The 25,081-nt window shown below is 60.8% G+C and carries 20 protein-coding genes; 7 read left to right on the top strand and 13 right to left on the bottom strand.

The annotated features are described in order from the left end of the window. Nucleotides 1–39 precede the first annotated feature (39 nt). From tldD to mreB, 8 genes are all read right to left on the bottom strand, one after another. Nucleotides 40–1,482 carry a metalloprotease TldD gene (tldD, locus tag RHP74_RS04730; RefSeq protein WP_010463350.1) on the bottom strand — a complete coding sequence of 481 codons (1,443 nt, stop codon included), beginning with the start codon at nt 1,480–1,482 and terminating at the stop codon, nt 40–42. Between the two features lie 4 nt (nt 1,483–1,486). Then, nucleotides 1,487–2,347, bottom strand: coding sequence for a carbon-nitrogen hydrolase family protein (locus tag RHP74_RS04725; RefSeq protein WP_145306976.1), 861 nt, complete (start codon nt 2,345–2,347; stop codon nt 1,487–1,489). A 178-nt stretch (nt 2,348–2,525) separates the two neighbouring features. Next, nucleotides 2,526–6,329 (bottom strand): YhdP family protein, encoded by a 3,804-nt coding sequence (locus RHP74_RS04720; protein ID WP_311098086.1) that lies wholly within the window; start codon nt 6,327–6,329, stop codon nt 2,526–2,528. A 75-nt stretch (nt 6,330–6,404) separates the two neighbouring features. Continuing rightward, nucleotides 6,405–7,862 (bottom strand): ribonuclease G, encoded by a 1,458-nt coding sequence (gene rng, locus RHP74_RS04715; protein WP_010463355.1) that lies wholly within the window; start codon nt 7,860–7,862, stop codon nt 6,405–6,407. A 57-nt stretch (nt 7,863–7,919) separates the two neighbouring features. Further along, entirely contained in the window at nt 7,920–8,516 is a 597-nt protein-coding gene (locus tag RHP74_RS04710) for a Maf family protein (RefSeq protein WP_311098083.1), read from the bottom strand. Between the two features lie 43 nt (nt 8,517–8,559). After that, a complete protein-coding gene (gene mreD, locus RHP74_RS04705) occupies nt 8,560–9,051 on the bottom strand; it encodes a rod shape-determining protein MreD (RefSeq protein WP_010463359.1) in 492 nt (163 codons plus the stop codon). Beyond that, a complete protein-coding gene (gene mreC, locus RHP74_RS04700; RefSeq protein ID WP_409201931.1) occupies nt 9,051–10,136 on the bottom strand; it encodes a rod shape-determining protein MreC in 1,086 nt (361 codons plus the stop codon). Before mreC ends, mreD begins: the two co-directional genes overlap by 1 nt. Nucleotides 10,137–10,324: 188 nt before the next feature. After that, nucleotides 10,325–11,362 (bottom strand): rod shape-determining protein MreB, encoded by a 1,038-nt coding sequence (mreB, locus tag RHP74_RS04695; RefSeq protein WP_002555108.1) that lies wholly within the window; start codon nt 11,360–11,362, stop codon nt 10,325–10,327. Between the two features lie 210 nt (nt 11,363–11,572). On the opposite strand from mreB, the gene gatC reads away from it, so the two are divergent. The 6 genes from gatC (at nt 11,573) to RHP74_RS04665 (ending at nt 16,793) form a co-directional block, all read left to right on the top strand. Beyond that, on the top strand, nt 11,573–11,860 hold the full coding sequence (gene gatC, locus RHP74_RS04690) for an Asp-tRNA(Asn)/Glu-tRNA(Gln) amidotransferase subunit GatC (protein WP_007901429.1): 288 nt from the start codon (nt 11,573–11,575) through the stop codon (nt 11,858–11,860). 16 nt (nt 11,861–11,876) lie between these two features. Continuing rightward, nucleotides 11,877–13,328, top strand: coding sequence for an Asp-tRNA(Asn)/Glu-tRNA(Gln) amidotransferase subunit GatA (gene gatA / locus RHP74_RS04685; RefSeq protein WP_311098080.1), 1,452 nt, complete (start codon nt 11,877–11,879; stop codon nt 13,326–13,328). Between the two features lie 10 nt (nt 13,329–13,338). Continuing rightward, entirely contained in the window at nt 13,339–14,784 is a 1,446-nt protein-coding gene (gene gatB, locus RHP74_RS04680; protein WP_010463367.1) for an Asp-tRNA(Asn)/Glu-tRNA(Gln) amidotransferase subunit GatB, read from the top strand. A gap of 148 nt (nt 14,785–14,932) precedes the next feature. Further along, nucleotides 14,933–15,307 carry a septal ring lytic transglycosylase RlpA family protein gene (locus tag RHP74_RS04675; RefSeq protein WP_102594410.1) on the top strand — a complete coding sequence of 125 codons (375 nt, stop codon included), beginning with the start codon at nt 14,933–14,935 and terminating at the stop codon, nt 15,305–15,307. 50 nt (nt 15,308–15,357) lie between these two features. Continuing rightward, complete coding sequence (locus RHP74_RS04670) at nt 15,358–16,416, top strand: calcium/sodium antiporter (RefSeq protein ID WP_282412071.1); 1,059 nt, start codon at nt 15,358–15,360, stop codon at nt 16,414–16,416. Further along, nucleotides 16,413–16,793, top strand: a complete 381-nt coding sequence (locus RHP74_RS04665; RefSeq protein ID WP_010463373.1) for a carboxymuconolactone decarboxylase family protein — start codon at nt 16,413–16,415, stop codon at nt 16,791–16,793. Before RHP74_RS04670 ends, RHP74_RS04665 begins: the two co-directional genes overlap by 4 nt. A gap of 101 nt (nt 16,794–16,894) precedes the next feature. Here the strand turns inward: RHP74_RS04665 and RHP74_RS04660 are convergent, their stop codons facing one another. The 5 genes from RHP74_RS04660 to kdgD form a co-directional block, all read right to left on the bottom strand. After that, a complete protein-coding gene (locus RHP74_RS04660; RefSeq protein ID WP_288112301.1) occupies nt 16,895–17,836 on the bottom strand; it encodes an AEC family transporter in 942 nt (313 codons plus the stop codon). Between the two features lie 184 nt (nt 17,837–18,020). Continuing rightward, a complete protein-coding gene (gene garD, locus RHP74_RS04655) occupies nt 18,021–19,574 on the bottom strand; it encodes a galactarate dehydratase (RefSeq protein ID WP_010463378.1) in 1,554 nt (517 codons plus the stop codon). A gap of 11 nt (nt 19,575–19,585) precedes the next feature. Next, nucleotides 19,586–20,953 carry an MFS transporter gene (locus tag RHP74_RS04650; RefSeq protein WP_010463380.1) on the bottom strand — a complete coding sequence of 456 codons (1,368 nt, stop codon included), beginning with the start codon at nt 20,951–20,953 and terminating at the stop codon, nt 19,586–19,588. 165 nt (nt 20,954–21,118) lie between these two features. Continuing rightward, nucleotides 21,119–22,564, bottom strand: coding sequence for an aldehyde dehydrogenase family protein (locus tag RHP74_RS04645; RefSeq protein ID WP_010463382.1), 1,446 nt, complete (start codon nt 22,562–22,564; stop codon nt 21,119–21,121). Nucleotides 22,565–22,622: 58 nt separating this feature from the next. Then, nucleotides 22,623–23,534 carry a 5-dehydro-4-deoxyglucarate dehydratase gene (gene kdgD / locus RHP74_RS04640; RefSeq protein WP_010463384.1) on the bottom strand — a complete coding sequence of 304 codons (912 nt, stop codon included), beginning with the start codon at nt 23,532–23,534 and terminating at the stop codon, nt 22,623–22,625. A gap of 236 nt (nt 23,535–23,770) precedes the next feature. Here kdgD and RHP74_RS04635 point away from each other — a divergent pair, with 236 nt between their 5' ends. Further along, on the top strand, nt 23,771–25,072 hold the full coding sequence (locus RHP74_RS04635) for a phospholipase (protein WP_311098074.1): 1,302 nt from the start codon (nt 23,771–23,773) through the stop codon (nt 25,070–25,072). Nucleotides 25,073–25,081: the final 9 nt, after the last annotated feature.

Here is a 25,081-nt window from a genome sequence, read left to right as displayed (position 1 = left end):
GGGTGAGTCGCCAAGCGGCTCACCCGAAGCTCCATCCTTTTACGATCCTGTGCCACCCACAGTGATCGCATCGATTTTCAGCGTTGGCTGGCCGACACCCACCGGCACCGACTGCCCATCCTTGCCACACGTCCCCACGCCACTGTCCAGCGCCAGATCGTTACCGACCATCGACACCTTGCTCATGGCTTCCGGGCCGTTGCCGATCAACGTCGCGCCTTTGACCGGGGCAGTGATTTTGCCGTCTTCGATCAGGTACGCCTCGCTGGTGGAGAACACGAACTTGCCGCTGGTGATGTCCACCTGCCCGCCGCCGAGGTTGGCGCAATAGATGCCGCGCTTGACCGACTTGATGATTTCTTCCGGGTCGCTTTCGCCGGCCAGCATGTAGGTGTTGGTCATCCGGGGCATCGGCAGATGCGCATAGGACTCACGACGACCGTTGCCGGTGCGGGCCACGCCCATCAGGCGTGCGTTGAGCTTGTCTTGCATGTAACCCTTGAGCACACCGTTTTCGATCAATGTGGTGCACTCGGTCGGGGTGCCTTCGTCGTCGACGCTCAGGGAGCCACGACGACCGGCCAGCGTGCCGTCATCGACGATGGTGCACAACTTGGACGCAACCATCTCGCCCATGCGCCCGCTGTAGGCCGAACTGCCCTTGCGGTTGAAATCACCTTCCAGACCGTGGCCGACCGCTTCGTGCAGCAGCACGCCGGACCAGCCCGAACCCAACACCACCGGCAACGTACCGGCCGGCGCAGGAATGGCTTCAAGGTTGACCAGCGCCTGACGCAGCGCTTCACGGGCGTAGCCCATGGCACGGTCATCGCTGAGGAAATAGCGGTAATCGGTACGACCGCCACCGCCATGACCACCGCGCTCGCGGCGACCGTTTTGCTCGACGATCACGCTGACGTTGAAGCGCACCAGCGGCCGCACATCGGCGGCCAGGCTACCGTCGGTCGAAGCGACAAGAATGCGCTCCCAGACGCCGGCCATGCTCACGGTGACTTGCTGGATACGCGGGTCGAGGGCGCGAGTCGCGACGTCGATGCGCTTGAGCAGTTCGACTTTTTCCGCGCGGCTCATCACTTCCAGCGGGTTGTCCGGCCCGTACAACTGGGTGACGTCCGCCGAGGTGAACGCCTGCACCGTGCCATTCTGCCCGGCGCGGGAGATCGAACGTGCCGCCCGGGCCGCAGCGCCGAGGGCTTCCAGGGTGATGGCATTGCTGTAGGCGAAACCGGTTTTTTCACCCGATTGCGCACGCACGCCCACGCCTTGGTCGAGGTTGAAGCTGCCCTCCTTGACGATCCCGTCTTCCAGCGCCCAGGACTCGGAAATCTGCCCCTGGAAATACAGATCCGCCGCATCGATGCCCGGACCGGCCAGATCGCCGAGCACACCTTGCAGGCTCTCGATCGTTACGCCACCGGGCGCCAGGAGGTGTTCACTGACGGAGGACAACAACTCGCTCATATGTTTACGCCTTAAATTCGTCGTTCCGGGCAGGTCGCTGTGCGCCCTGCGAGAAAAAGCGCCGGTGACTGGACACCGGCATCCGCGTCCTGATGGACGCCTGTTCGCTGCTATCGCGTTCGGCCAGCAGCACGGCCTCGCCTTGATCCTGTTGTGCCAGCACGCGTCCCCAAGGGTCGACGATTGCAGCGTGCCCCCAGGTTTCTCGCGGTCCCGGATGCGTCCCACCCTGGGCGGCCGCGAGCACATAACATTGAGTCTCGATGGCCCGCGCGCGAATCAGCACCTCCCAATGTGCTGCGCCGGTCACCGCGGTAAATGCCGACGGTGCGGTAATCAATTGCGCGCCCGCAGCCCGCAATTCACTGTACAACTCCGGGAAACGCAGGTCGTAACACACTGTCAGGCCGACCCGGCCGACGGGCGTGTCCGCCACCACAACCCCACTGCCATAAGCATAGTCATCGGATTCGCGATAACGCCCGCGATTGTCTGCCACATCCACGTCGAACAGGTGCAGCTTGTCGTAGCGCGCCACCGTTTCGCCCTGCTCATTGACCAGCAACGAACAGGCATGCGCCTTGGACGTCGGATGGCCCAACGGCGGCAACGGCAACGTGCCGGCCACTATCCATAACTTGAGGTCACGGGCGGTCTGTTTCAACCACGGCAGGATCGGACCTTCACCCAACGCCTCGGCGCGGCCGATGTCAGCAATGTCGCGACGGCCCATGGCGGCGAAGTTTTCCGGCAGCACCGCCAGCTGCGCGCCACCCGCCGCAGCCTCTTCGAGCAGATGCCGGGCTCGGGCCAGGTTGGCCAGCACGTCGCTCTGGCTGACCATTTGAATCACCGCAAAAGACATGGCCTTTTCCTTATCGGGAATCAACACAACCCTGTAAGAGCGAGGCTTGCCCGCGAAGGCATCTTGCCTGACACACCGCGGTGCGTCGATTCGCGGGCAAGCCTCGCGCCTACAAAGATCAGGGGCGTAGCATCAGAACCGAGGACCATGCTACTCCATAGATCTGGAGAGTGGCTTTTCAAAAAGGCTTGTCGAAGGTGATTTTCGGCTCTTTCCATGGGCCTTTGACGGTGTATTTGACGCTGGCGAAACGTGCCACGCGGTCACCGATCAGCTTGTCGATCAGGAACAGCGCACCGCCGATGGCCGGTGCGCCGACAATCAACGCGGCAATCGGCAGGTTGTTGGTCACCGGCAAAGTCACCAGCAGTTTTGCGTCAACCTGGTCGGCCACCAGGTTCAGGGTACCGTTCAGTTCAATGTTGCTCGACGGACCAGTCAGCAGGATCGGTTCCTGCGTCACATAAACCCCGTTGGTCGCGGCCAGCAGACCTTTGACCCGGTCATAACTCAAGCCTTTGCCGAACAGGTCGGAGAAGTCCAGGCGCAGACGACGACCGATCGAGTTGAAGTTGAGCAGGCCAAACACCCGCAGGGCCTGGGCGCTGCCTTCGACCTCAACGAACTGGCCTTTATTCAACGAAGCATCGAGGGTGCCGGAGAAACGTTTGGTGGCCAGCCACGCCGGTGAACCCGGCCAGCGACCGTCGACATCCATGTGAAACTCTTCACTGGTGACGCTCGGCGCGAAACCCCAGCCTTTGAGCACGTCAGCGAGATTCTTGCCGCTGATCCGTCCTTTGTACCAACTGCTGGAGCTGCCAGGTATGCCCTCCCAGCCGCCACTGCCCTGCAACAAAATACCTTTGAGGCCCAGGTCCAGAGTATTGAGCGCAATACCTTTGGCAGTCGGACGGACTTTCAGATACCAGGCGCCGACGAGGTCCTGCCCCTGGAACAGCCGATTGATGGTGATGTCCAGCGCCGGGATCTTGGTCGGATCCACCGAGGCCAGTGGATCCGGTGAGTTTTCGTCGGCGAGGACCGTCGGGTCGGGTGCCGGCAACCGCACGGTTTGCAGATTGATCGCAATCGGCGCGCCTTTCGCATCGGGGATGCTCGCGCTGCCCTTGACCTGCTGACTGTCGAGTTGCAAGGCCCACGCAGCCGGTTTGCGGTTCAACTGCACCGAGGCCTGATCGAGCGTCGTGCCGACACCGCTGAGCTTGCCAACCTTGAAGTCTGCACTGCTGAGCAACTGCTTGGCACTGCCGCCCGGATCCTGGCCAGCGTACTTGTCCGCCAGATCCTTCCATGGCCCGACATCCAGTTCCGACAGCACGCCGCGCACTCGCAGCCCTTTGGCGCCGGGCAGCACGGCACTGCCGCCGCCCAGGAACAACTCGCCACGACCGTCGGCAAAATTGCCGGGAGGCGCCGCAAACGTGAAGTCTGCCAGCGCACCATAATTGACCCAGTAGCGGCGTTCCGGCCCTTGCAGGGTCATGCGGAACGTGGTGTCGCGGCCAGCATCGGCAGTCATGCCAAACGGCGCCGGCAAGTCGATCGCCACGCCTTTGAGGCTGGAATTGACCGAGAGCTGGCTGTCAGGGCCATCCAGGCTCAGTTGCAGTTGATACGGGATCAGGCCGGACACCGGCAATGGCTGGGTGACGCTCAACCAGTCAGTGAGCTTCTTGACCTCGACCTGACCGGAGGCCGTCACACGAGTCTTGAGATTGCCCGCGCTGCCATCGGCAAAAATCTGCGCGGTGACCGGTTTATCGAAGGCACGCGCAGTGATGTTCTGCCCGCTCAAGCCCTTGGCGCTGTCGAAGCGGAAATCACCTTTGAGCTGCGTCAGCTCCAGGGAAGGCTCGGCCAGCTTCAACCGCGCCTTGGCGGTCTTGAAGTCGACAAGAATCTTCGGCTGCTCGCCTTTGACCAGTGGAATATCCAGCTTCAGCTTGCCTTGCAGATCGCCCTCGCCTTCCCATCCGGCAAAGGTTTCAGCCGTGCCGATTGGCGCTTCCTGGAGAATCTTCAGGCCATCACCCAACCCGCCGGAAAACCCGCCGTCGAGGAACAGGTGAACGCTTTGCCCTTCCGGCGCATGGGGAATATTGACGTAAATGTCGCGAACCTGCGTGTCGAGCAATTGGCCCTTACTGGCCAGAACTCGCACGCCACTGTCTTCCACGAACACATCACCGGTGACCTTGCTGACATGCGGCCAACCCGGCTGAAAGGCCAGTTCGGCATCGTGCACCTTGAAGAACAGGCTGATGCTGCGCGCGGTGTCGGCGGCGCCTTGGTTCAGCGAGCCCTGATACTGGAAGAAGCCCTGGTCCACCGCGCCTTTGAGAATCGCCGTGCGCAACCATTCGTCCAGCGCCGGGCTGAGCATGGTCGGCAGGTACTTGGCGGTGTAGCGACCGTCGCCGTCCACCAGGCCGACCCGCAGGTCCATGTAGTCTTCCTGGGTGTGGTCGAAATGCAGGCGGATCAGGAAGTCACCGGCAATCTTGCCCTCCTCCCCCAGCACCTTCAGGTACGGCGCGATCAGGGTGAAGCTTTCCTTGTCGAGCTTCCAGGTCAGCCGGGCGTTGGCCTGAATGTATTGCCACGGCTTGGCGAAAATCGGATCCAGGTGCAGGACAAAATCCTTGCTGTCCATCCGCAGTTCGCCCTGACCGAGGTCACCGCTAATGCTGCCGCTGACATTTCGTGCTGCCGGAGCGCCGTGATACGCGTCGAAGCCGACCTGATCGAGGTTGGCAGCAAAGCTGAACTTGCTGTCATCGGTGGCATTGGGACGCAGATCGATCAGCACGTTGCGCAGCCCACCGGTCACCTTGAGTCGCTCGACCGCGGTGGCAACGCCTTCGGGCAGCGGCCCCAAGGCGTTAATCAGCGGCGTGAGCGGAGTGAGGTCGAGGCGGTCGGCCTGCAAATGCCAAAGTTCTTCAGCGTTGTCGGTGGCGGCGGTTTGTCGAAGTTGCAAGCGCGACTCCCAGCGGGTCTCGCCGAAGTTCATGGCCAGAGAATCAAGGGTCACCAGCATGCCTTCGGTGCTGCGCTGAAAATAACCGTTGAGCGCCAGATTGTTGATCTGGATCGGCTTGCGTTCGCCGAAGGCGCCCTTGAGTTGCGGCGCGTTCAAACGAATGGCACCGCTTTGCAGCGCGCCTTTGCCCCAGTTCACCCAAAGCTCGCCGCCGGCCTTGAGCTCGGAGAAGTTCCATTGCCGGGTCAGACGTTCGGGCAGCCATTTCGACCAGTCGCTTTGCGGCAGGCTCAGGTAGGCCTCGGCCTCGCCATCCTTCCACTGGCTGGCGCGGATCCGCGTGTGCACACTCATGGCCACCGGTTGACCATCTGGCAGATTAAGACGGACATCAAGGCGCTGGCGAGAGACGCCGGTTTTCAGATTCAGGCCAACGTAAGTCAGGGTCAGCGGCGAGTGGTCCACAGGTTGCAACGTCACCTGACTGTCGATTACCGATAGCTGCTGGACCATTTGCAGGCGGTTGAGCAGTTGCTCCGGATCAAGCGGCTGGTCCTGTTGCACGGGCAACCCTTCCAGCGCCCACTGACCGTCCGCGCCTTCCTTGAGGCTGATCTTCAGGCCGTTGAGTTCCAGGTGGGCAATGCGCACTTCGCGAGCCAACAGGCTTTCCCAAAGGTCTGGCACCGCTCGCACCTGATCCAGGTGCAGGGCGTTGGCGCCCTCGCCGACCGTCACATCGTGCGCCAGCAAAATCGGCGCGAAGCCGCTCCAGTTACCTTCCAGCTTGCCGATCTGCAGCGGCATGCCCAAGGCGGCGCTGGCTTTGGTTTCGACGTCGGCGCGGTATTCGGCCACCAGAGGCGTCAGCTCCCGGCCGAGGCTGACGTACAACGCCATCAACACCAGGACCAACGCGCACAGGCCAAGACCCCAGCGGGTCAGTGCGGCCAAAATGCGTGTCAGACGTTCCATGTCAGTTGGCTCCCATGGCAAAAATACTGCAAAAAGCTGAGGCCAGCCGTTCTAGTAAGGGTGAAACACAGCGATTCAGAGCAGCACCACGTCGTATTGTTCCTGGGAATACATGGTTTCCACCTGGAAACGAATGGTGCGTCCGATAAATCCTTCAAGCTCAGCGACATTACCCGACTCTTCATCAAGCAAACGGTCGACGACTTTCTGGTTCGCCAATACACGATAGCCTTCCGCTTGATAGGCACGCGCCTCGCGGAGGATTTCGCGGAAAATTTCATAGCAGACCGTTTCCGGCGTCTTGAGCTTGCCGCGGCCCTGACAGCTGCTGCACGGTTCGCACAACACTTGTTCAAGGCTTTCACGGGTGCGCTTGCGCGTCATCTGCACCAGCCCCAACTCGGTAATGCCGATGATGTTGGTCTTGGCGTGATCGCGTTCCAGCTGCTTCTCGAGGGTCCGCAGCACCTGGCGTTGGTGCTCTTCGTCTTCCATATCGATGAAGTCGATGATGATGATCCCGCCCAGATTGCGCAGGCGCAGCTGGCGGGCAATGGCGGTCGCGGCTTCGAGGTTGGTCTTGAAGATGGTTTCTTCGAGGTTGCGATGGCCGACGAACGCCCCGGTGTTGACGTCGATGGTGCTCATGGCTTCGGCCGGGTCGACCACCAGATAACCGCCAGACTTGAGCGGCACTTTGCGCTCAAGGGCTTTCTGGATTTCGTCTTCGACGCCGTACAGGTCGAAAATCGGCCGCTCGCCCGGATAATGCTCAAGACGATCGGCGATTTCCGGCATCAGTTCGGCGACGAACTGCGTGGTTTTCTGAAAGGTTTCCCGAGAGTCGATGCGGATCTTCTCGATCTTCGGGCTCACCAGGTCTCGCAGCGTACGCAACGCCAGGCCGAGGTCCTCGTAGATCACACTCGGCGCACCGATGGTTTTGATCTGCTCGTTGATCTGATCCCAGAGACGGCGCAGGTAGCGGATGTCCATGAGGATTTCATCGGCACCGGCCCCTTCGGCGGCGGTACGCAGGATAAAACCGCCCGCCTCCTTGATGCCTTCTTTGGCCACGCAATCGGTGACGACTTGCTTGAGGCGTTCGCGCTCGGCTTCGTCTTCGATCTTCAGCGAAATGCCGACGTGGGCCGTGCGCGGCATGTACACCAGATAACGCGACGGAATCGACAGCTGAGTGGTCAGGCGTGCGCCTTTGGAGCCGATCGGGTCCTTGGTGACCTGGACAACCAGACTCTGGCCTTCGTGAACCAGCGCGCTGATGCTCTCCACCGCTGGGCCTTCGCGCAGGGATATTTCCGAGGCGTGAATGAACGCGGCGCGGTCCAGGCCGATATCGACGAAGGCGGCTTGCATGCCCGGCAATACCCGCACGACCTTGCCTTTATAGATGTTGCCGACGATCCCGCGCTTTTGCGTGCGCTCGACATGGACCTCTTGCAGGACACCGTTTTCGACCACTGCCACGCGCGATTCCATCGGCGTGATGTTGATCAGAATCTCTTCACTCATGGCAGGGTCTCGTCCAGGCATGTTCACGATAATGGCCGCATCTTGTCAGTACGACGCTCAGCGCGCGTTAAGGGTTTGCCAACAGGGTATGCCGAAATGGCCGAGCAGCTCAGCGGTTTCGCACAGCGGCAGTCCAACCACTGCCGAGTAACTGCCATTGAGCCCGGCGACAAACACCGCGCCCAGTCCTTGAATGCCATAACCACCGGCCTTGTCCCGGGGTTCGCCACTGGCCCAGTAGGCCGCCGCTTCATCGTGAGCGATGTTGCGAAAGCGCACCAGACTGCGTACGACCCGGGACTCACAACGCTCACCGTCGAGCACCGCAATGGCGGTCAACACTTCGTGTTCATGACCGGCCAACATCATAAGCATGGCGCACGCATCGGCTTCGTCCACCGGTTTGCCGAGAATTTTCCCGTTGAGCACCACGGCGGTGTCGGCGCCCAGCACGCAAAAATCGGCGTCGGACACGACCGCGCCGCGCCCGGCCTCGGCTTTGCCGCGCGCCAGGCGCTCGACATAGGCCGACGGGGATTCTTGAGTTAAAGGGGTTTCATCGATGTCCGCGCTGATGGCGGAGAACGGCACGCCGATCTGCGTGAGCAGTTCACGCCGACGCGGCGAGCCTGAGGCGAGGTAAAGCACTTTCATCTAGACATCTCCCTGTCGAGGTACTGGCAGATGCCTGACCGAATTAATTGATCTTGTAGCGCCGACGCAAACCGCGCAAACCGTAGCTGATCCACGGCCAGAGTAATGCACTGACCAGTGCTGGCAAGACCAGCGCCAGTGTGGGCTGTCGATTGCCGGTCAAAGCGCTGAGCCATAGTTGAACAAGCTGCGCGAGGCCGAAGATGACCAGGATCACCAGGCTTTGTTGCCACATCGGGAACATGCGCAGACGCTGTTGCAGCGACAGCACCAGGAAGGTGATCAGGGTCAGGATCAACGCGTTCTGGCCCAGCAACGTGCCGTACAGCACGTCTTCGGCCAGGCCCAGGCACCACGCGGTGACCATGCCGACTTTCTGCGGCAAGTACAACGCCCAGAAGGCCAGCAGCAAGGCCAGCCAGAGCGGACGGAGGATTTCCATGAATTGCGGCAGCGGTGAAACGCTGAGCAGCATGCCAATGGCAAACGTCAGCCAGATCATCCAGTCATTTCGGGATGCGGTTGCACCGACCATTATTCTCGTCCCCCAGTGGAAGCCGGCGCGGAGACAGGCGGTTTAGCGGCAGGCTTCACCGCCGCTGGTTGAGTGGCTGGCGGTTTGGTTGCGGCAGGTTGCGATGCGGGGGGCTTGGCGGCCGCAGGTTTTGCCGGGGGTGCCGCCGGTGCTGGTGCTGCCGGTGTTGCGGCGGGCGTAGCAGCAGGCACGGGCACCACCACGGTCGCCGGCACAGGTTTAGGCACGGTCGCCGGAATGATCGGCCCACCGCCGTGCTGGTCCAGTGCTTCTTGCGCCTGGGCCGCATCGTTGGCGCGCTCTTCGGCTGTGCGACCGTCGGTGAACACCAGCAGCAGGTAACGGCTGCGGTTCAACGCCGCGGTCGGCACGGCACGCACGATGGCAAACGGCTGGCCGGAATCGTGGATCACTTCCTTGACCGTCGCAACCGGGTAACCCGCAGGGAATCGCTGACCGAGACCGGAACTGACCAGCAGATCGCCTTCCTTGATATCAGCCGTGTCCGCGACGTGACGCAGTTCCAGGCGCTCCGGGTTGCCGGTGCCGCTGGCAATCGCCCGCAGACCGTTGCGGTTCACCTGCACCGGAATGCTGTGGGTAGTGTCGGTCAGCAACAGCACACGGGAGGTGTAAGGCATCAATTCGACCACCTGGCCCATCAGGCCGCGGGCATCGAGCACCGGCTGACCGAGGACCACACCGTCACGCTCACCTTTATTGATGATGATGCGATGGGTGAAGGGGTTGGGGTCCATGCCGATCAACTCGGCCACTTCGACCTTCTCGTTGACCAGCGCAGAGGAATTGAGCAACTCGCGCAGCCGAACGTTCTGCTCGGTGAGGGCGGCAAGCTTTTGCATGCGCCCCTGCAACAGCAGGTTTTCGGTCTTGAGTTTTTCGTTTTCGGCGACGAGCTCGGTACGGCTGCCGAACTGGCTGGCCACCCCCTGCCATAGCCGCTGCGGCAGGTCCGTGATCCAGTAAGACTGCATCAGTACCAGCGACATTTGGCTACGCACTGGCTTGAGCAGTGTGAAGCGGGCATCGACCACCATCAGCGCGACCGATAGCACGACCAGCACCAACAAGCGCACGCCCAGTGAAGGCCCTTTGGTGAAAAGCGGTTTAATAAGCCGCTCCTCCCAGGCAAATGTTTTGTTTATTCATACGGCAGACCGGCCTGGATACAGACTGACAGAAGGTAAACGCAAACAGGCAGCACTGCAAAGTGCCGCCTGCGCGCTCAACAGCATAGATGCATCGGGCGAGATCACTCGCTCGACAGCAGGTCCATGGTGTGTTTATCCATCATTTCCAATGCACGGCCACCGCCGCGAGCAACGCAGGTCAGCGGGTCTTCGGCAACGATCACCGGCAGACCTGTTTCCTGGGCCAGCAACTTGTCGAGGTCACGCAACAAGGCGCCACCACCGGTCAGTACCAGGCCACGCTCGGCGATGTCGGAAGCCAGTTCCGGAGGCGATTGCTCCAGCGCACTTTTCACAGCCTGAACGATGGTGGCCAGGGACTCTTGCAGAGCTTCCAGCACTTCGTTGGAGTTCAGGGTGAAGGCACGTGGAACGCCTTCGGCCAGGTTACGGCCACGAACGTCGACTTCACGCACTTCGCCGCCCGGGTAGGCCGTACCGATTTCCTGCTTGATGCGCTCGGCGGTGGATTCGCCGATCAGGCTGCCGTAGTTGCGACGCACATAGGTGATAATCGCTTCGTCGAAGCGGTCGCCGCCAACACGAACGGATTCGGCGTACACCACACCGTTCAGGGAGATCAGCGCGATTTCAGTGGTACCGCCACCGATATCGACGACCATCGAACCGCGTGCTTCTTCAACCGGCAGGCCGGCACCGATCGCGGCAGCCATCGGCTCTTCGATCAGGAACACTTCACGTGCACCGGCACCAAGGGCCGATTCACGGATGGCACGACGCTCAACCTGGGTGGATTTGCACGGAACGCAGATCAGCACACGCGGGCTTGGCTGCAGGAAGCTGTTTTCGTGAACCTTGTTGATAAAGTATTGCAGCATCTTTTCGCAGACGCTGAAGTCGGCAATCACGCCGTCCTTCATCGGACGAATGGCAGCAATGTTGCCCGGCGTACGGCCAAGCATACGCTTCGCCTCGGTGCCGACAGCAACGACACTTTTCTGGTTACCGTGTGTCCGAATAGCCACAACCGATGGCTCATTCAGGACGATACCGCGCTCGCGCACGTAAATAAGGGTGTTGGCAGTGCCCAGGTCAATGGAAAGATCGCTGGAAAACATGCCACGCAGTTTCTTGAACATGGGAAAGGGACCCTAGGCAACGCGTGGGTAAAAAAGTGCGGCAAACTCTAACAACGACAGGGATTTTGGGCAAGGCGCCAATATGTTAAATTGGCCGCTTTTCTGTGCACCAACCCCCACAATCGCGGCCTTATGACCGTAGAAATGCGGTAGTGTTCCGACAATCTAACACACGGACGCCGTCCGTTCTGTTTTCCACTGGAGATTCCCATGGCGCTTGAACGCTCCGACGTGGAAAAAATCGCTCATCTGGCCTGCCTTGGCCTCAATGATGCCGATCTTCCACACATTACTTCAGCCCTGAACAGCATTCTCGGGCTGGTCGACGAAATGCAGGCGGTCAATACCGACGGTATCGAGCCGCTCGCCCACCCACTGGAAGCCAGCCAGCGCCTGCGTGCAGACGTCGTGACCGAGACCAATCATCGCGAGGCCTACCAGTCCATCGCACCAGCGGTCGAAAACGGCCTGTACCTGGTTCCGAAAGTCATCGACTAAAGGGAAAGAGCCTGCAATGCATCAATTGACTCTGGCCGAGATCGCCCGCGGACTCGCCGATAAAAAGTTTTCTTCCGAAGAGCTGACCAAAACCCTGCTGGCGCGTATCGCCCAGCTCGATCCGCAGCTCAACAGCTTCATCAGCCTCACCGAAGACCTGGCGCTCCAGCAGGCGAAAGCCGCTGACGCACGCCGCGCCAAAGGTGAGAGCGGCGCCCTGCTCGGCGCGCCGATCGCCCACAAAGACCTGTTCTGCACCCTGGGCATCCGCACCAGCTGTGGCTCGAAGATGCTCGACAACTTCAAAGCCCCGTACGACGCCACGGTCGTCGCCAAACTGGCGGCTGCCGGCGCAGTGACCCTGGGCAAGACCAACATGGACGAGTTCGCCATGGGGTCGGCCAACGAGTCGAGCTACTACGGCCCGGTGAAAAACCCGTGGAACCTGGAATACGTTCCGGGCGGTTCGTCCGGCGGTTCGGCTGCAGCCGTTGCCGCTCGTCTGTTGCCGGCAGCCACCGGCACCGACACCGGCGGCTCGATCCGCCAGCCTGCCGCACTGACCAACCTGACCGGCCTGAAACCGACGTACGGTCGTGTTTCGCGCTGGGGCATGATTGCCTACGCGTCCAGCCTCGATCAGGGCGGCCCTCTGGCTCGCACCGCCGAAGACTGCGCGATCCTGCTGCAAGGCATGGCCGGTTTCGACCCGCAAGATTCCACCAGCATCGACGAGCCAGTGCCGGATTACAGCGCCAGCCTCAACGGCTCGCTGCAAGGCCTGCGCATCGGCGTGCCTAAGGAATACTTTGGCGCCGGCCTCGACCCGCGCATTGCCGATCTGATCCACAACAGCATCAAGGAGCTGGAAAAGCTCGGTGCCGTGATCAAGGAAATCAGCCTGCCGAACATGCAGCACGCGATCCCGGCGTACTACGTGATCGCCCCGGCGGAAGCCTCGTCCAACCTGTCGCGTTTCGACGGCGTGCGCTTTGGCCATCGCTGCGAGAACCCGAAAGACCTGATCGATCTGTACAAGCGTTCCCGTGGCGAAGGTTTCGGCCCGGAAGTGCAGCGCCGGATCATGGTCGGTGCCTACGCGCTGTCGGCCGGTTACTACGACGCCTACTACTTGAAGGCGCAGAAGATCCGTCGCTTGATCAAGAACGACTTCATGGCAGCCTTTAATGAGGTCGACATCATCCTCGGCCCAACCACGCCGAACCCGGCCTGGAAGCTCGGCGCCAAAAACAGCGACCCGGTGGCTGCGTACCTGGAAGACGTCTACACCATCACCGCCAACCTCGCGGGTCTGCCGGGCTTGTCCATGCCTGCCGGTTTCGTCGATGGCCTGCCGGTCGGCGTGCAATTGCTCGCCCCGTATTTCCAGGAAGGTCGCCTGTTGAACGTTGCCCATCAGTATCAGCAAAACACTGACTGGCACACCCGCACCCCAACCGGCTTCTGAGGAGAAACACATGCAATGGGAAGTCGTGATCGGGCTGGAGATTCACACCCAGCTCACCACCCGGTCGAAAATCTTTTCCGGTAGCTCCACCACGTTCGGTTCCGAGCCGAACACCCAGGCCAGCCTCGTTGACCTCGGCATGCCTGGCGTACTGCCGGTGCTGAACCAGGAAGCCGTGCGCATGGCCGTGATGTTCGGCCTGGCGATCGATGCCGAGATCGGCCAGCACAACGTGTTCGCCCGTAAAAACTATTTCTACCCGGATCTGCCGAAGGGCTACCAGATCAGCCAGATGGAATTGCCGATCGTCGGCAAGGGCCACCTGGACATCGCCATGGAAGACGGCACGATCAAACGTGTCGGCGTCACCCGTGCGCACCTGGAAGAAGACGCCGGTAAAAGCCTGCACGAAGAGTTCAACGGCGCCACCGGCATCGACCTGAACCGTGCCGGCACGCCGCTGCTGGAAATCGTCTCCGAGCCGGACATGCGCAGCGCCAAGGAAGCCGTGGCCTACGTCAAGACCATCCACGCGCTGGTACGTTACCTGGGCATCTGCGACGGAAACATGGCCGAAGGCTCGCTGCGTTGTGACTGCAACGTGTCGATCCGCCCGAAAGGCCAGGTTGAATTCGGCACGCGCTGCGAGATCAAGAACGTCAACTCGTTCCGCTTCATCGAGAAGGCGATCAACAGCGAAGTGCGTCGTCAGATCGAGCTGATCGAAGACGGCGGCAAAGTGATCCAGCAGACCCGCCTGTACGATCCGAACAAGGACGAAACCCGTCCGATGCGCAGCAAAGAGGAAGCCAACGACTACCGTTACTTCCCCGACCCGGACCTGCTGCCGGTGGTCATCGAAGACTCGTTCCTCGACGAAGTACGCGCCACGCTGCCGGAATTGCCACCACAGAAACGCGAGCGCTTCCAGGCGCAGTTCGGCCTGTCGGTGTATGACGCCAGCGTCCTGGCCACCAGCCGCGAGCAAGCCGATTACTTCGAGAAAGTCGTGAGCATCAGCGGCGACGCCAAGCTGGCGGCCAACTGGGTGATGGTTGAACTGGGCAGCCTGCTGAACAAGCAAGGCGTTGAAATCGACCAGTCGCCGGTCTCGGCCGAGCAACTGGGCGGCATGCTGCTGCGCATCAAGGACAACACCATCTCCGGCAAGATCGCCAAGGTGGTGTTTGAAGCGATGGCCAACGGCGAAGGCAGCGCGGACGAGATCATCGACAAGCGCGGCCTCAAGCAAGTGACCGACAGCGGCGCGATCTCGGCGGTGCTGGACGAAATGCTCGCGGCCAACGCCGAGCAGGTCGAGCAATACCGCGCGGCAGACGAAGCCAAACGCGGCAAGATGTTCGGCTTCTTCGTCGGCCAGGCCATGAAAGCCTCCAAAGGCAAGGCCAACCCGCAACAGGTCAACGAACTGCTGAAAAGCAAGCTCGAAGGCTGATGAGCATGGAGCCAGATTTAAAGCCTGGCTCCGATCCCTGTGGGAGCGAACCTGCTCGCGATGACGGCAGCACATCCAACATTGATGTGTCAGATAGCCCGCCATCGCGAGCAGGCTCGCTCCCACATTTGTATGTGGATACCTTTAAATGAAGCGTCTACTGGGTGCCTGCGCCCTGCTCGCTCTGCTGGCCGGTTGCGCCAGTAACGATGTCATCGACCCACACGGCTACGACAAGACCGGTACGGCGTCCTATTACGGTGCCAAACACCAAGGCAAACGCACTGCCAGCGGCGAGCGTTTCAACAAGAATTCCCTGACCGCCGCCCATCGCCAATTGCCGTTCGGCACGCGGGTGAAGGTCACCAATCTGAATAACGACAAGTCCTGCGTGGTCCGAATCAACGACCGCGGGCCGCACACCCGCGGGCGCCTGATTGATCTTTCACACGAGGCCGCCGAACAACTGGGTATGCTCCGTAGCGGCACCGCACGGGTTCGCGTGCAAGCCCTCGACGATTAACAGACGGAGCCCCGACCATTTTCGGACTTGCCGATTTACCCCTGATCAGCCTGATTGAGATGCTCGGCGGCCTGCTGTTGCTGATCGCCGGTGCCGAACTGATGGTCCGTGGCGCCGTGCGCCTGGCGGCGCGCTTGCAGGTGCGGCCGCTGATCATCGGCCTGACCATCGTCGCCTTGGGCAGCAGCGCACCGCAGATGGCGGTCAGCCTGCAAGCCACCCTGGCGCAAAACGCCGACATCGCCGTCGGCAGCGTGATCGGCAGCAGCATCTTCAACATCCTCGTCACCTTGGGGCTTTCGGCGCTGATCATTCCGCTGCGGGTTTCACGGCAACTGGTGCGCCTGGATATTCCGCTGATGATCGGCGCCAGCCTGCTGGTGTTTGTATTGGCGTGGAATGAAGAGCTGACCCGCATGGACGGCATCGTTCTGCTGGCGGCCCTGGCGCTGTACCTGGGCTTGTTGCTGCGCCAGTCGCGGCACTCGACCCGTCCGCCCTCCCACGACGGAACTCCCCAGGCAGCGTGGTTCAGCAGCGTGCTGATGATCGTCGCCGGACTGGCGATGCTGGTCTACGCCGGCCATTTGTTGCTGGGCGCCGCCGTGGCGGTTGCGACCGATCTGGGTCTGTCGGAGCGGGTCATCGGCCTGACCATCGTCGCCATCAGCACCTCCCTGCCGGAACTGGCCACCTCATTGATCGCGGCCTTGCGCGGTCAGCGGGACATTGCCGTGGGTAACGTGATCGGCAGCAACCTGTTCAACCTCCTGGGCGTACTCGGCCTGACCGCGCTTGTCGCCCCCTCGCCGCTGTCGGTCTCGCCCAATGCCCTGGATTTCGACCTGCCGGTGATGCTCGGTGTGGCGGTGCTGTGCCTGCCGCTGTTCTACACCGGTTACCGGGTGACCCGCGCCGAAGGTCTGCTGTTTTTGGGGTTGTATCTCGCTTACGGTCTGCACGTGGTGTCGTTCACCACCGGCATGCCCCTGGCCGGCAAGCTTGAACACTTGATGCTGTTTTTCGTCCTGCCGGCGCTGGTGGCGTTTCTGCTGTTCACATCGCTGCGCGCCTGGCGTCGCCAACACCACAAGAGGGAAATGCCATGACTGACAACAAAAAGCCTGGTGTAGAAGTCCGCCGCCAGGTGATGGGCGATGCGTTCGTCGACCGCGCGCTGGGCAATGCCACTGAGTTCACCCAGCCGCTGCAGGACTTCGTCAATGAACACGCCTGGGGCGCCGTGTGGAACCGCGAAGGCCTGCCGCTGAAAACCCGCAGCCTGATCACCCTCGCCGCGCTGACGGCGTTGAAGTGCCCGCAGGAGTTGAAAGGCCACGTCCGCGGCGCGCTGAACAACGGCTGCACCGTGGAAGAGATTCGCGAGGCGTTGCTGCATTGCGCGGTGTACGCCGGTGTGCCGGCGGCGATTGATGCGTTTCGGGCGGCGCAGGAAGTGATCGACAGCTATCAGAAGCCTGAGTGAGTCTTCAAAAGTTATGGTTACAGGACTGGCGCCTTCGCGGGCAAGCCTCGCTCCTACAGGGCGAGGCTTGCCAGCCCTGGACACCAGCGAAAATCCCGACGCTAGATCCACTCACCCCACTGCAACAAAAAGATTCCGACATTGGTGGTGACCGCCGCCATCAACGTGGTGATCACGATGATCGCCGCCGCCAGTTCATGATTGCCGTTGGCCTGGCGGGCCATGACAAAACTGGCCGCGGCGGTCGGGCTGCCGAAGTACAGAAACAGAATCCCCAACTCAGCCCCGCGAAATCCCCAAAGCCATGCCCCCAACGTCGCCATCACTGGCAAGCCGATCATCTTCACCAGACTTGAGCTGAGCGCCATCTTGCCGCTTTTGCGCAATGCCGCCAGTGATAGCGTGCCGCCGATGCAGATCAACGCCAACGGCAACGTGGTTTGCGCCAGGTACTGGCCAGACGTTTCCAGCCATCCCGGCAAGCCGATCTTGAAATAGGCAAAGGGCGCCGCCGCCAACACGCTGATGATCAGCGGGTTGACCATCACGCTTTTGCAGATGCTCCACGGATCGGACTTGATCACCGGGCTGTACACCGCCAGCACAATGGTCGAGAGCGTGTTGTAAAACAGGATCACCAGCGCCGCGAGAATCGCCCCGAGAGAAATCCCGTAATCGCCGTACATGCTGGCCGCCAACGCAAGGCCGATGACTCCGTTGTTGCCGCGAAAAGCGCCTTGGGTATAAATCCCTCGATCTTCACGCGGGCACTTCCAGATCGCCCAGCCCCAGGCGATGGCAAAACACGCCAGGGTGGCCAGCGAGAAGTAGATCAGCAGCGCCGGTTGCAACGCGGCGTGCAGGTCGGCATGCAGGATGCCCAGAAACAGCAGCGCCGGCATGGTGACGTTGAACACCAGGGCCGACGCGGTGTGGATGAAGTTGTCGTTGATCCAGTCGATGCGCTTGAGCAATACCCCCAGAAACAGCATGGCAAACACCGGCGCGGTGATGTTCAGGGTTTCGAGGAAGATAGCCAGCATGCCGGGGGGAACCTTGGGTGGGCGTCGTTAGGGGGCTAATGATAAGCCACCCATGACGTTGGCGTCTGGTCGAGCAGGCGATGAGTAACCTGTGGCGAGGGAGCTTGCTCCCGCTGGACTGCGCAGCAGGCCCATTTTGGGGGCCGCTTCGCGCCCCAGCGGGAGCAAGCTCCCTCGCCACAGGTCAGGTGATCGGCGCCGGGTTGAACAGGGTGATGTCGTTATGCAGTTTGTGCTGCTCGGCCCACGTCTGCTTCTTGCCGCTCGCCACGTCCAGGTAGTAGTGGAACAACTCCCACCCAAGGTCTTCAATCGAAGCGCGTCCGGTCGCAATCCGCCCGGCATCGATGTCGATCAGGTCCGGCCAGCGCTGTGCCAGTTCGGTCCGGGTCGATACCTTGACCACCGGCGCCATCGCCAAACCATAAGGCGTGCCGCGCCCGGTGGTGAACACATGCAGGTTCATCCCCGCCGCCAACTGCAACGTCCCGCAGACAAAATCACTGGCCGGGGTCGCGCAGAAGATCAGCCCTTTGCGCTTGAAGCGCTCGCCAGGGCCGAGCACGCCATTGATCGCACTGCTACCGGATTTGACGATCGAGCCCAAGGACTTTTCGACAATGTTCGACAACCCGCCCTTCTTGTTGCCCGGCGTGGTGTTGGCGCTGCGGTCCGCCTCACCCTTGGCCAGGTAACGGTCGTACCAGTCCATTTCCCGCACCAGCTCCTGAGCAACCTCCTCAGTTTCCGCGCGGGAGGTCAGCAGATAAATCGCGTCGCGCACCTCGGTGACTTCGGAAAACATCACCGTCGCGCCAGCGCGCAACAACAAATCAGAGGCATAACCCAGCGCAGGGTTGGCGGTGATGCCGGAAAACGCATCGCTGCCGCCGCACTGCATGCCCAGAATCAGCTCGGACGCCGGCACAGTTTCCCGGCGACGCTGATCGAGCTTCTTCAAACGGGTCTCGGCCAGCGCCATGATCTGCTCGATCATCTCAGTGAAACCGTGACTCGAATCCTGCAAGCGGTACAACCACGGCTCGCTCAAATCCACCGAGCTGTCGCCCTCGTGCATCACCTGCCCGGCCTGCAATTTCTCGCAGCCCAGGCTGATGACCAAGGCTTCGCCACCCAGGTTCGGGTTGCGCGCCAGATTGCGCACGGTGCGGATCGGGATGTACGCGTCAGTGGCAGTGATCGCCACCCCGCAGCCGTAGCTGTGGGTCAGCGCCACCACGTCATCGACGTTCGGGTACTTGGGCAGCAACTCATCCTTGATGCGCTTGACCGCATGGTCGAGCACGCCGGTCACGCACTGGACGGTCGTCGTAATCCCGAGAATATTGCGCGTGCCAACGGTACCGTCGGCGTTGCGATACCCCTCGAAGGTGTAACCGTCCAGCGGTGCCTGGGCCGCCGGTACTTCGGTGGACAGCGGCAGGCTGTCCAGCGGTGGCGCGGTGGGCATGCGCAGTTGATCTTCCTTGACCCAGCTGCCGCGCGGGATCGGCTGCAACGCATAGCCAATGGTCTGGCCGTAACGGATCACCTGGCCGCCTTCGGGAATGTCCTCGAGGGTGACTTTATGGCTCTGCGGCACGAAGTCCACCGTCACCAGGCCATCTGGAAACTCGGTACCGGCCGGTACGCCTTGGTCGTTGACCACGATCACGACGTTGTCCCGCTCGTGCAGGCGGATGTAGCGCGGCGAGTCGGAATGTTCAATCAACTGCATGACGCCGCTCCTCAGGAATGCGCTTGAGACAATTTGTTATTGGTTTCAGGACCGCTGACTGGCGGCTCTTTCAGCACCACACGTTTGATCGGACCGACGATCACCAGGTAGCTGAACACTGCAACCAGTGCGTTGCAACCGACAAACACCAGCGCCCATTTGAACGAACCGGTGGAGCTGATGATGTAGCCGATCACGATCGGGGTGGTGATCGAAGCGATGTTGCCGAAGGTGTTGAACAGGCCACCGCTCAGGCCGGCAATCTGTTTCGGCGAGGTGTCGGACACCACCGCCCAACCCAGCGCACCCACGCCTTTGCCGAAGAAGGCCAGGGCCATGAAGCCGACAACCATCCACTCAACATCAACATAGTTGCACGCCACGATGCTGCTGGAGACCAGCAAACCCGCGATGATCGGTGCCTTGCGAGCGAAGGTCAGGGAATGGCCCTTGCGCAGCAGGTAATCGGAAATCACCCCGCCAAGCACCCCCCCGATAAAGCCGCAGATCGCCGGCAACGAAGCAATGAAACCGGCCTTTAGGATGGTCATGCCGCGTTCTTGCACCAGGTACACCGGGAACCAGGTCAGGAAGAAGTAGGTGATGCCATTAATGCAGTACTGGCCCAGATACACGCCGAGCATCATGCGGTTGGTCAGCAACTGGCGGATGTAGTCCCACTTCGGACCGTCGCCTTTTTTGCCTTTGCCTTTGTCCTGGTCCATGTCGACCATGCCGCCGTTGTCGGCGATGTGCTTGAACTCGGCGTCGTTGATCATCGGGTGCTGGCGCGGGCTGTAGATCACCTTCAGCCAGATCCCCGAGAAGATGATGCCGATCACGCCCATGACGATAAACACGTGCTGCCAGCCGAAGCTGTAGACGATCCAGCCCATCAGCGGTGCGAACAACACGGTGGCAAAGTACTGCGCCGAGTTGAAGATCGCCGAGGCCGTGCCGCGTTCAGCCGTCGGGAACCAGGCCGCGACGATACGGGCGTTACCCGGGAAGGATGGCGCTTCGGCCAGGCCCACCAGGAAGCGCAGCATGAACAGCGCAACCACTGCGGTGGACATGCCGAATTCGCCGACATAGCCCTGCAGAACGGTGAACAGCGACCAGGTGAAAATGCTTAGCGCGTAGATCTTTTTCGAGCCGAAACGGTCCAGCAGCCAGCCACCGGGAATTTGCCCGGCCACGTAAGCCCAACCGAATGCAGAGAAGATGTAACCGAGGGTGACCGCGTCGATGCCGAGGTCTTTTTGCAGGCTGGAGCCCGCGATGGCGATAGTGGCCCGGTCGGCGTAGTTGATCGTGGTCACCAGGAAAAGCATGAGCAAAATCAAATAGCGGACGTGAGTCGGCTTGGTCGCTTGCATGTACATGTACTCCCACTGATTATTTTTATGCGCGGGTGAATCTTTGGTTTTTCTGTGGGAGCAAGCCTGCTCGCGATGGTGGTCAACGATGACGCGGGGCATCAGGTTTACCGCCGCGTCCTCAAGACCTTCGCGAGCAGGCTCGCTCCCACAGAGGGTGTTGCGTTACGAACCGATGTAGCTGGTCTTCACGACCGTGTAGAACTCTTGCGCGTAGCGACCTTGCTCGCGGGAACCATAGGATGAACCTTTACGCCCGCCGAATGGAACGTGGTAATCCACGCCCGCCGTCGGCAGGTTGACCATCACCATCCCGGCCTGGGAGTGGCGCTTGAAGTGGTTGGCGTACTTCAGCGACGTGGTGGCAATGCCCGCCGACAGACCGAATTCGGTGTCGTTGGCCATGGCCAGCGCGGCGTCGTAATCGGCGACGCGAACGATGTTCGCCACCGGGCCAAAGATCTCTTCACGGCTGATGCGCATCGCAGCTGTGCTGTCGGCAAACAGCGTTGGCGCGAGGTAGTAGCCTTCGGTGTCGCAAGTCACCAAGCCGCCGCCGCTGACCAGACGAGCACCTTCGGACTGGCCAATGTCGATGTACTTCATGTCCTGTTCAAGCTGCGCTTGCGAGACGACCGGACCGATGTCGGTGCCGGTTTTCAACGCGTGACCGACCTTGATCGACTTCATGCGCTCGGCCATGGCTTCGACGAACTTGTCGTGAATCCCGGCGGTGACGATGAAGCGGCTCGACGCCGTGCAACGCTGACCGGTGGAATAGAACGCGCTCTGCACCGACAGCTCGACCGCTTGCTTCAGGTCGGCATCGTCGAGAATGATCTGCGGGTTCTTGCCACCCATTTCCAGCTGAACCTTGGCCTGACGCGAGACGCAGCTGACGGCGATCTGACGACCGACACCGACAGAACCGGTGAAGCTGATGCCGTCGACTTTCGGGCTCTGCACCAGCGCATCGCCAACCACGCGACCGCTGCCCATCACCAGGTTGAAGACGCCGGCCGGGAAGCCTGCGCGGGAGATGATTTCCGCCAGCGCCCAGGCGCAACCCGGCACCAGATCGGCCGGTTTCAGCACGACGCAGTTGCCGTAAGCCAGGGCCGGGGCGATTTTCCACGAAGGGATCGCGATCGGGAAGTTCCACGGGGTGATCAGGCCAACGACGCCCAAGGCTTCGCGAGTGACTTCGACGTTCACACCCGGGCGCACCGACGGCAAGTAGTCGCCGGACAGACGCAAACACTCACCGGCGAAAAATTTGAAAATGTTACCGGCGCGGGTCACTTCGCCGATGGCTTCAGGCAGGGTCTTGCCCTCTTCCCGGGCCAGCAAGGTGCCAAGCTCTTCGCGGCGGGCGAGGATTTCGGTGCCGACTTTATCCAGCGAATCATGGCGAGCCTGAATGCCCGAAGTCGACCAGGCCGGAAACGCAGCGCGAGCGGCGTCGATGGCGGCGTGGACCTGGGCCAGATCAGCCTTGGCGTAGTCGCCGATAGTGTCGGTCAGTTCGGACGGGTTGATGTTGGCGCAGTAATCACTGCCCGCCACCCATTCACCGTTGATGTAGTTATCGAAACGCTTTGTATCAGCCACAACAATCTCCTCACGCAAAAGGCCGCTGATTGCTCAGCGGCCTTATTAATCGGGTGTGTTACTGCGCACCTTGCTTGTCGATCAGCGCGGCCAGAGCTTCGTACTCTTCTGGCAGCAGATCGGTCAGCGGTGCACGCACAGGACCTGCGTCATAACCGGCAATTTTTGCCCCGGCCTTGACGATGCTCACCGCATAACCGGCTTTGCGGTTACGGATGTCCAGGTACGGCAGGAAGAAGTCGTCGATGATCTTGCCAACAGTGGCGTGATCTTCGCGGGCAATGGCGTGGTAAAAATCCATCGCCGTTTTCGGGATGAAGTTGAACACCGCCGAGGAGTAGACCGGTACGCCCAATGCCTTGTAAGCAGCGGCATAGACTTCAGCGGTCGGCAAACCGCCCAGGTAGCTGAAGCGATCACCGAGGCGGCGACGGATCGATACCATCAACTCGATATCGCCCAGGCCATCCTTGTAGCCGATCAGGTTCGGGCAGCGCTCGGCCAGGCGTTCCAGCAATGGCGCGGTCAGGCGACAGACGTTGCGGTTGTAAACCACCACGCCGATGTTCACCGATTTGCACACGGCTTCAACGTGGGCGGCAACGCCGTCCTGGCTGGCTTCGGTCAGGTAGTGCGGCAGCAGCAACAAGCCTTTGGCGCCCAGGCGCTCGGCTTCCTGTGCGTACTCGATGGCCTGGCGAGTCGAACCGCCCACACCAGCCAGAATCGGCACGCTGTTTTCGCAGGTGTCGACGGCGGTCTTGATGATTTCCGAATATTCGCTGGCCGCCAGAGAGAAGAACTCACCGGTGCCGCCTGCGGCGAACAACGCCGTGGCGCCGTATGGGGCCAGCCATTCGAGACGTTTGATATAGCCCGCGCGATGGAAGTCGCCCTGAGCATTGAAATCGGTGACCGGGAAAGACAGCAGGCCAGAAGAGAGGATGGACTTCAGTTCTTGTGGATTCATTATTCGAACACCCTGGGTAGCAACGTTTGTGTGAGAAAAGCGTTCAGCCTGTGGCCGAGTTGTAGGTCATCGTACAACTTAAATAATAACCGTCAACTGCATTTCATCGTCGCGCCTGGAAATTTGTGTCGGAAGGGGATTTTCTTGACGTAGGAAGTTTCTCACCTAAGCTCTGATTAGCTGTATATACATACAGCTATCTTGAATCATACCGACGACATATCAAGGAGCCAGAAATGTCAGGTCTACACGCTCAACCGCAGGAAAAACCAGAACAGATCATCGCGAACCTGGACGATCTTTTTACTGAAGACGGTATCGCCGTCACCGCCAACAGTTCGCTTATGCTGAAGCTCGGCGAACATCACGACGCACCTCAAACAACTAACGCTACGCCTGGCAAAGCCTTGAAAGGCAAGCCACAGCTGAGGTTTGAGGGCGGCGAGCACACCGCCATCGGTGACGGTACGTTGCTGCGTTTTATCAAGGACGCGCCCGCTGTGCCCGCCTCGCAGGTAGCGCTGCATTTACCCAATGGACTGGCGCTGACTTACGGTCAGGTCATCGCTCTGGGCGGTGACTTTTATGGCATTCCCGATCAACCAGTCAGCGAAGGCGCCACGCCTGCCGACCGCGTCCAGCGCTTTACCAATGCCTTCAACTCGCTGGCGGTGCTGCCGGCGTCCAATGCCGAAGCCAAGCTGATCCTCGGCGTCATGCAGAAGGAAATCGCCGCCGTTAAACAGGCAATCAAAGACGGCAAACAGCCTCACGAGGCGTATGACGCACTCGGAGATACGTTGTCAGAAGAGTGGAACAGAATCACGGGCGGCGGCAGTTTCGTCTCGGCGCTGTTTCCCTTGGGGCGCTATCTGAAACTGGCCGCCAATAATGCTGACCACTTTGCCGAATGGGCGCTGCTGGCCTATATCTCCGGGCACACGGCAGCCCTGCAACAAGCGGTGAAGGCTCACAGCAGCAACGATGAAAAGCAGCTGGAACTGGCCTACGCGATGAACGCGTTTGCCGATCACTACCTGACCGACCTGTTTTCTGCCGGCCATTTACGAGTACCGCGTAAACAGTTGGCTGCGGTGGTCACGCCCAGTGATCTGGGCTCACTGATTACCCGCTTCATGCACGACGAAGACAGCAAGTTCGGCCTCAATGTGCGCAACGGCAACGGCGATCACTGGCGTGGGTACGGTGACAAACGCTACTTCGACGCCATCGACAGCGCCAATCGTGTCCAGGTGAATCAGGCGGTGCAGGTGTCGGCGGATGAAGTGTTTGCGGCGTATCTCAGCGGCACCGTCACGGTTCCCGATAATTTTGGCGCCTTGAAAAAGACCCCGGATCTGCAAGCCGTATTGAATCCTGCGAACAACTTTTCACCCTTGTTCCGGGTTGAAGGCAGCAAGGTGCTGCGGCGCAAGGACGTCAACAACCTGAACGACACCGCCACCGTCGATGACTGGTGGGGCTGGAGTACTTACTTGCTGCTCAAGGACTACAAACCCACTGGCAATGTCGCCTGATAAGGAGAT

It is taken from the genome of Pseudomonas sp. SG20052 (assembly GCF_031766055.1).
GTDB lineage: Bacteria > Pseudomonadota > Gammaproteobacteria > Pseudomonadales > Pseudomonadaceae > Aquipseudomonas > Aquipseudomonas mandelii.
Note: the sequence above shows the minus strand (reverse complement) of the source record. Positions and strands in the feature narration are given on the sequence as shown.

Coding starts and splice junctions, on each gene's coding strand:
- tldD (WP_010463350.1), bottom strand. CDS start 1,482: ATGAGCGAGTTGTTGTCCTCCGTCAGTGAACACCTCCTGGCGCCCGGT.
- RHP74_RS04725 (WP_145306976.1), bottom strand. CDS start 2,347: ATGTCTTTTGCGGTGATTCAAATGGTCAGCCAGAGCGACGTGCTGGCC.
- RHP74_RS04720 (WP_311098086.1), bottom strand. CDS start 6,329: ATGGAACGTCTGACACGCATTTTGGCCGCACTGACCCGCTGGGGTCTT.
- rng (WP_010463355.1), bottom strand. CDS start 7,862: ATGAGTGAAGAGATTCTGATCAACATCACGCCGATGGAATCGCGCGTG.
- RHP74_RS04710 (WP_311098083.1), bottom strand. CDS start 8,516: ATGAAAGTGCTTTACCTCGCCTCAGGCTCGCCGCGTCGGCGTGAACTG.
- mreD (WP_010463359.1), bottom strand. CDS start 9,051: ATGGTCGGTGCAACCGCATCCCGAAATGACTGGATGATCTGGCTGACG.
- mreB (WP_002555108.1), bottom strand. CDS start 11,362: ATGTTCAAGAAACTGCGTGGCATGTTTTCCAGCGATCTTTCCATTGAC.
- gatC (WP_007901429.1), top strand. CDS start 11,573: ATGGCGCTTGAACGCTCCGACGTGGAAAAAATCGCTCATCTGGCCTGC.
- gatA (WP_311098080.1), top strand. CDS start 11,877: ATGCATCAATTGACTCTGGCCGAGATCGCCCGCGGACTCGCCGATAAA.
- gatB (WP_010463367.1), top strand. CDS start 13,339: ATGCAATGGGAAGTCGTGATCGGGCTGGAGATTCACACCCAGCTCACC.
- RHP74_RS04675 (WP_102594410.1), top strand. CDS start 14,933: ATGAAGCGTCTACTGGGTGCCTGCGCCCTGCTCGCTCTGCTGGCCGGT.
- RHP74_RS04665 (WP_010463373.1), top strand. CDS start 16,413: ATGACTGACAACAAAAAGCCTGGTGTAGAAGTCCGCCGCCAGGTGATG.
- RHP74_RS04660 (WP_288112301.1), bottom strand. CDS start 17,836: ATGCTGGCTATCTTCCTCGAAACCCTGAACATCACCGCGCCGGTGTTT.
- garD (WP_010463378.1), bottom strand. CDS start 19,574: ATGCAGTTGATTGAACATTCCGACTCGCCGCGCTACATCCGCCTGCAC.
- RHP74_RS04650 (WP_010463380.1), bottom strand. CDS start 20,953: ATGCAAGCGACCAAGCCGACTCACGTCCGCTATTTGATTTTGCTCATG.
- kdgD (WP_010463384.1), bottom strand. CDS start 23,534: ATGAATCCACAAGAACTGAAGTCCATCCTCTCTTCTGGCCTGCTGTCT.
- RHP74_RS04635 (WP_311098074.1), top strand. CDS start 23,771: ATGTCAGGTCTACACGCTCAACCGCAGGAAAAACCAGAACAGATCATC.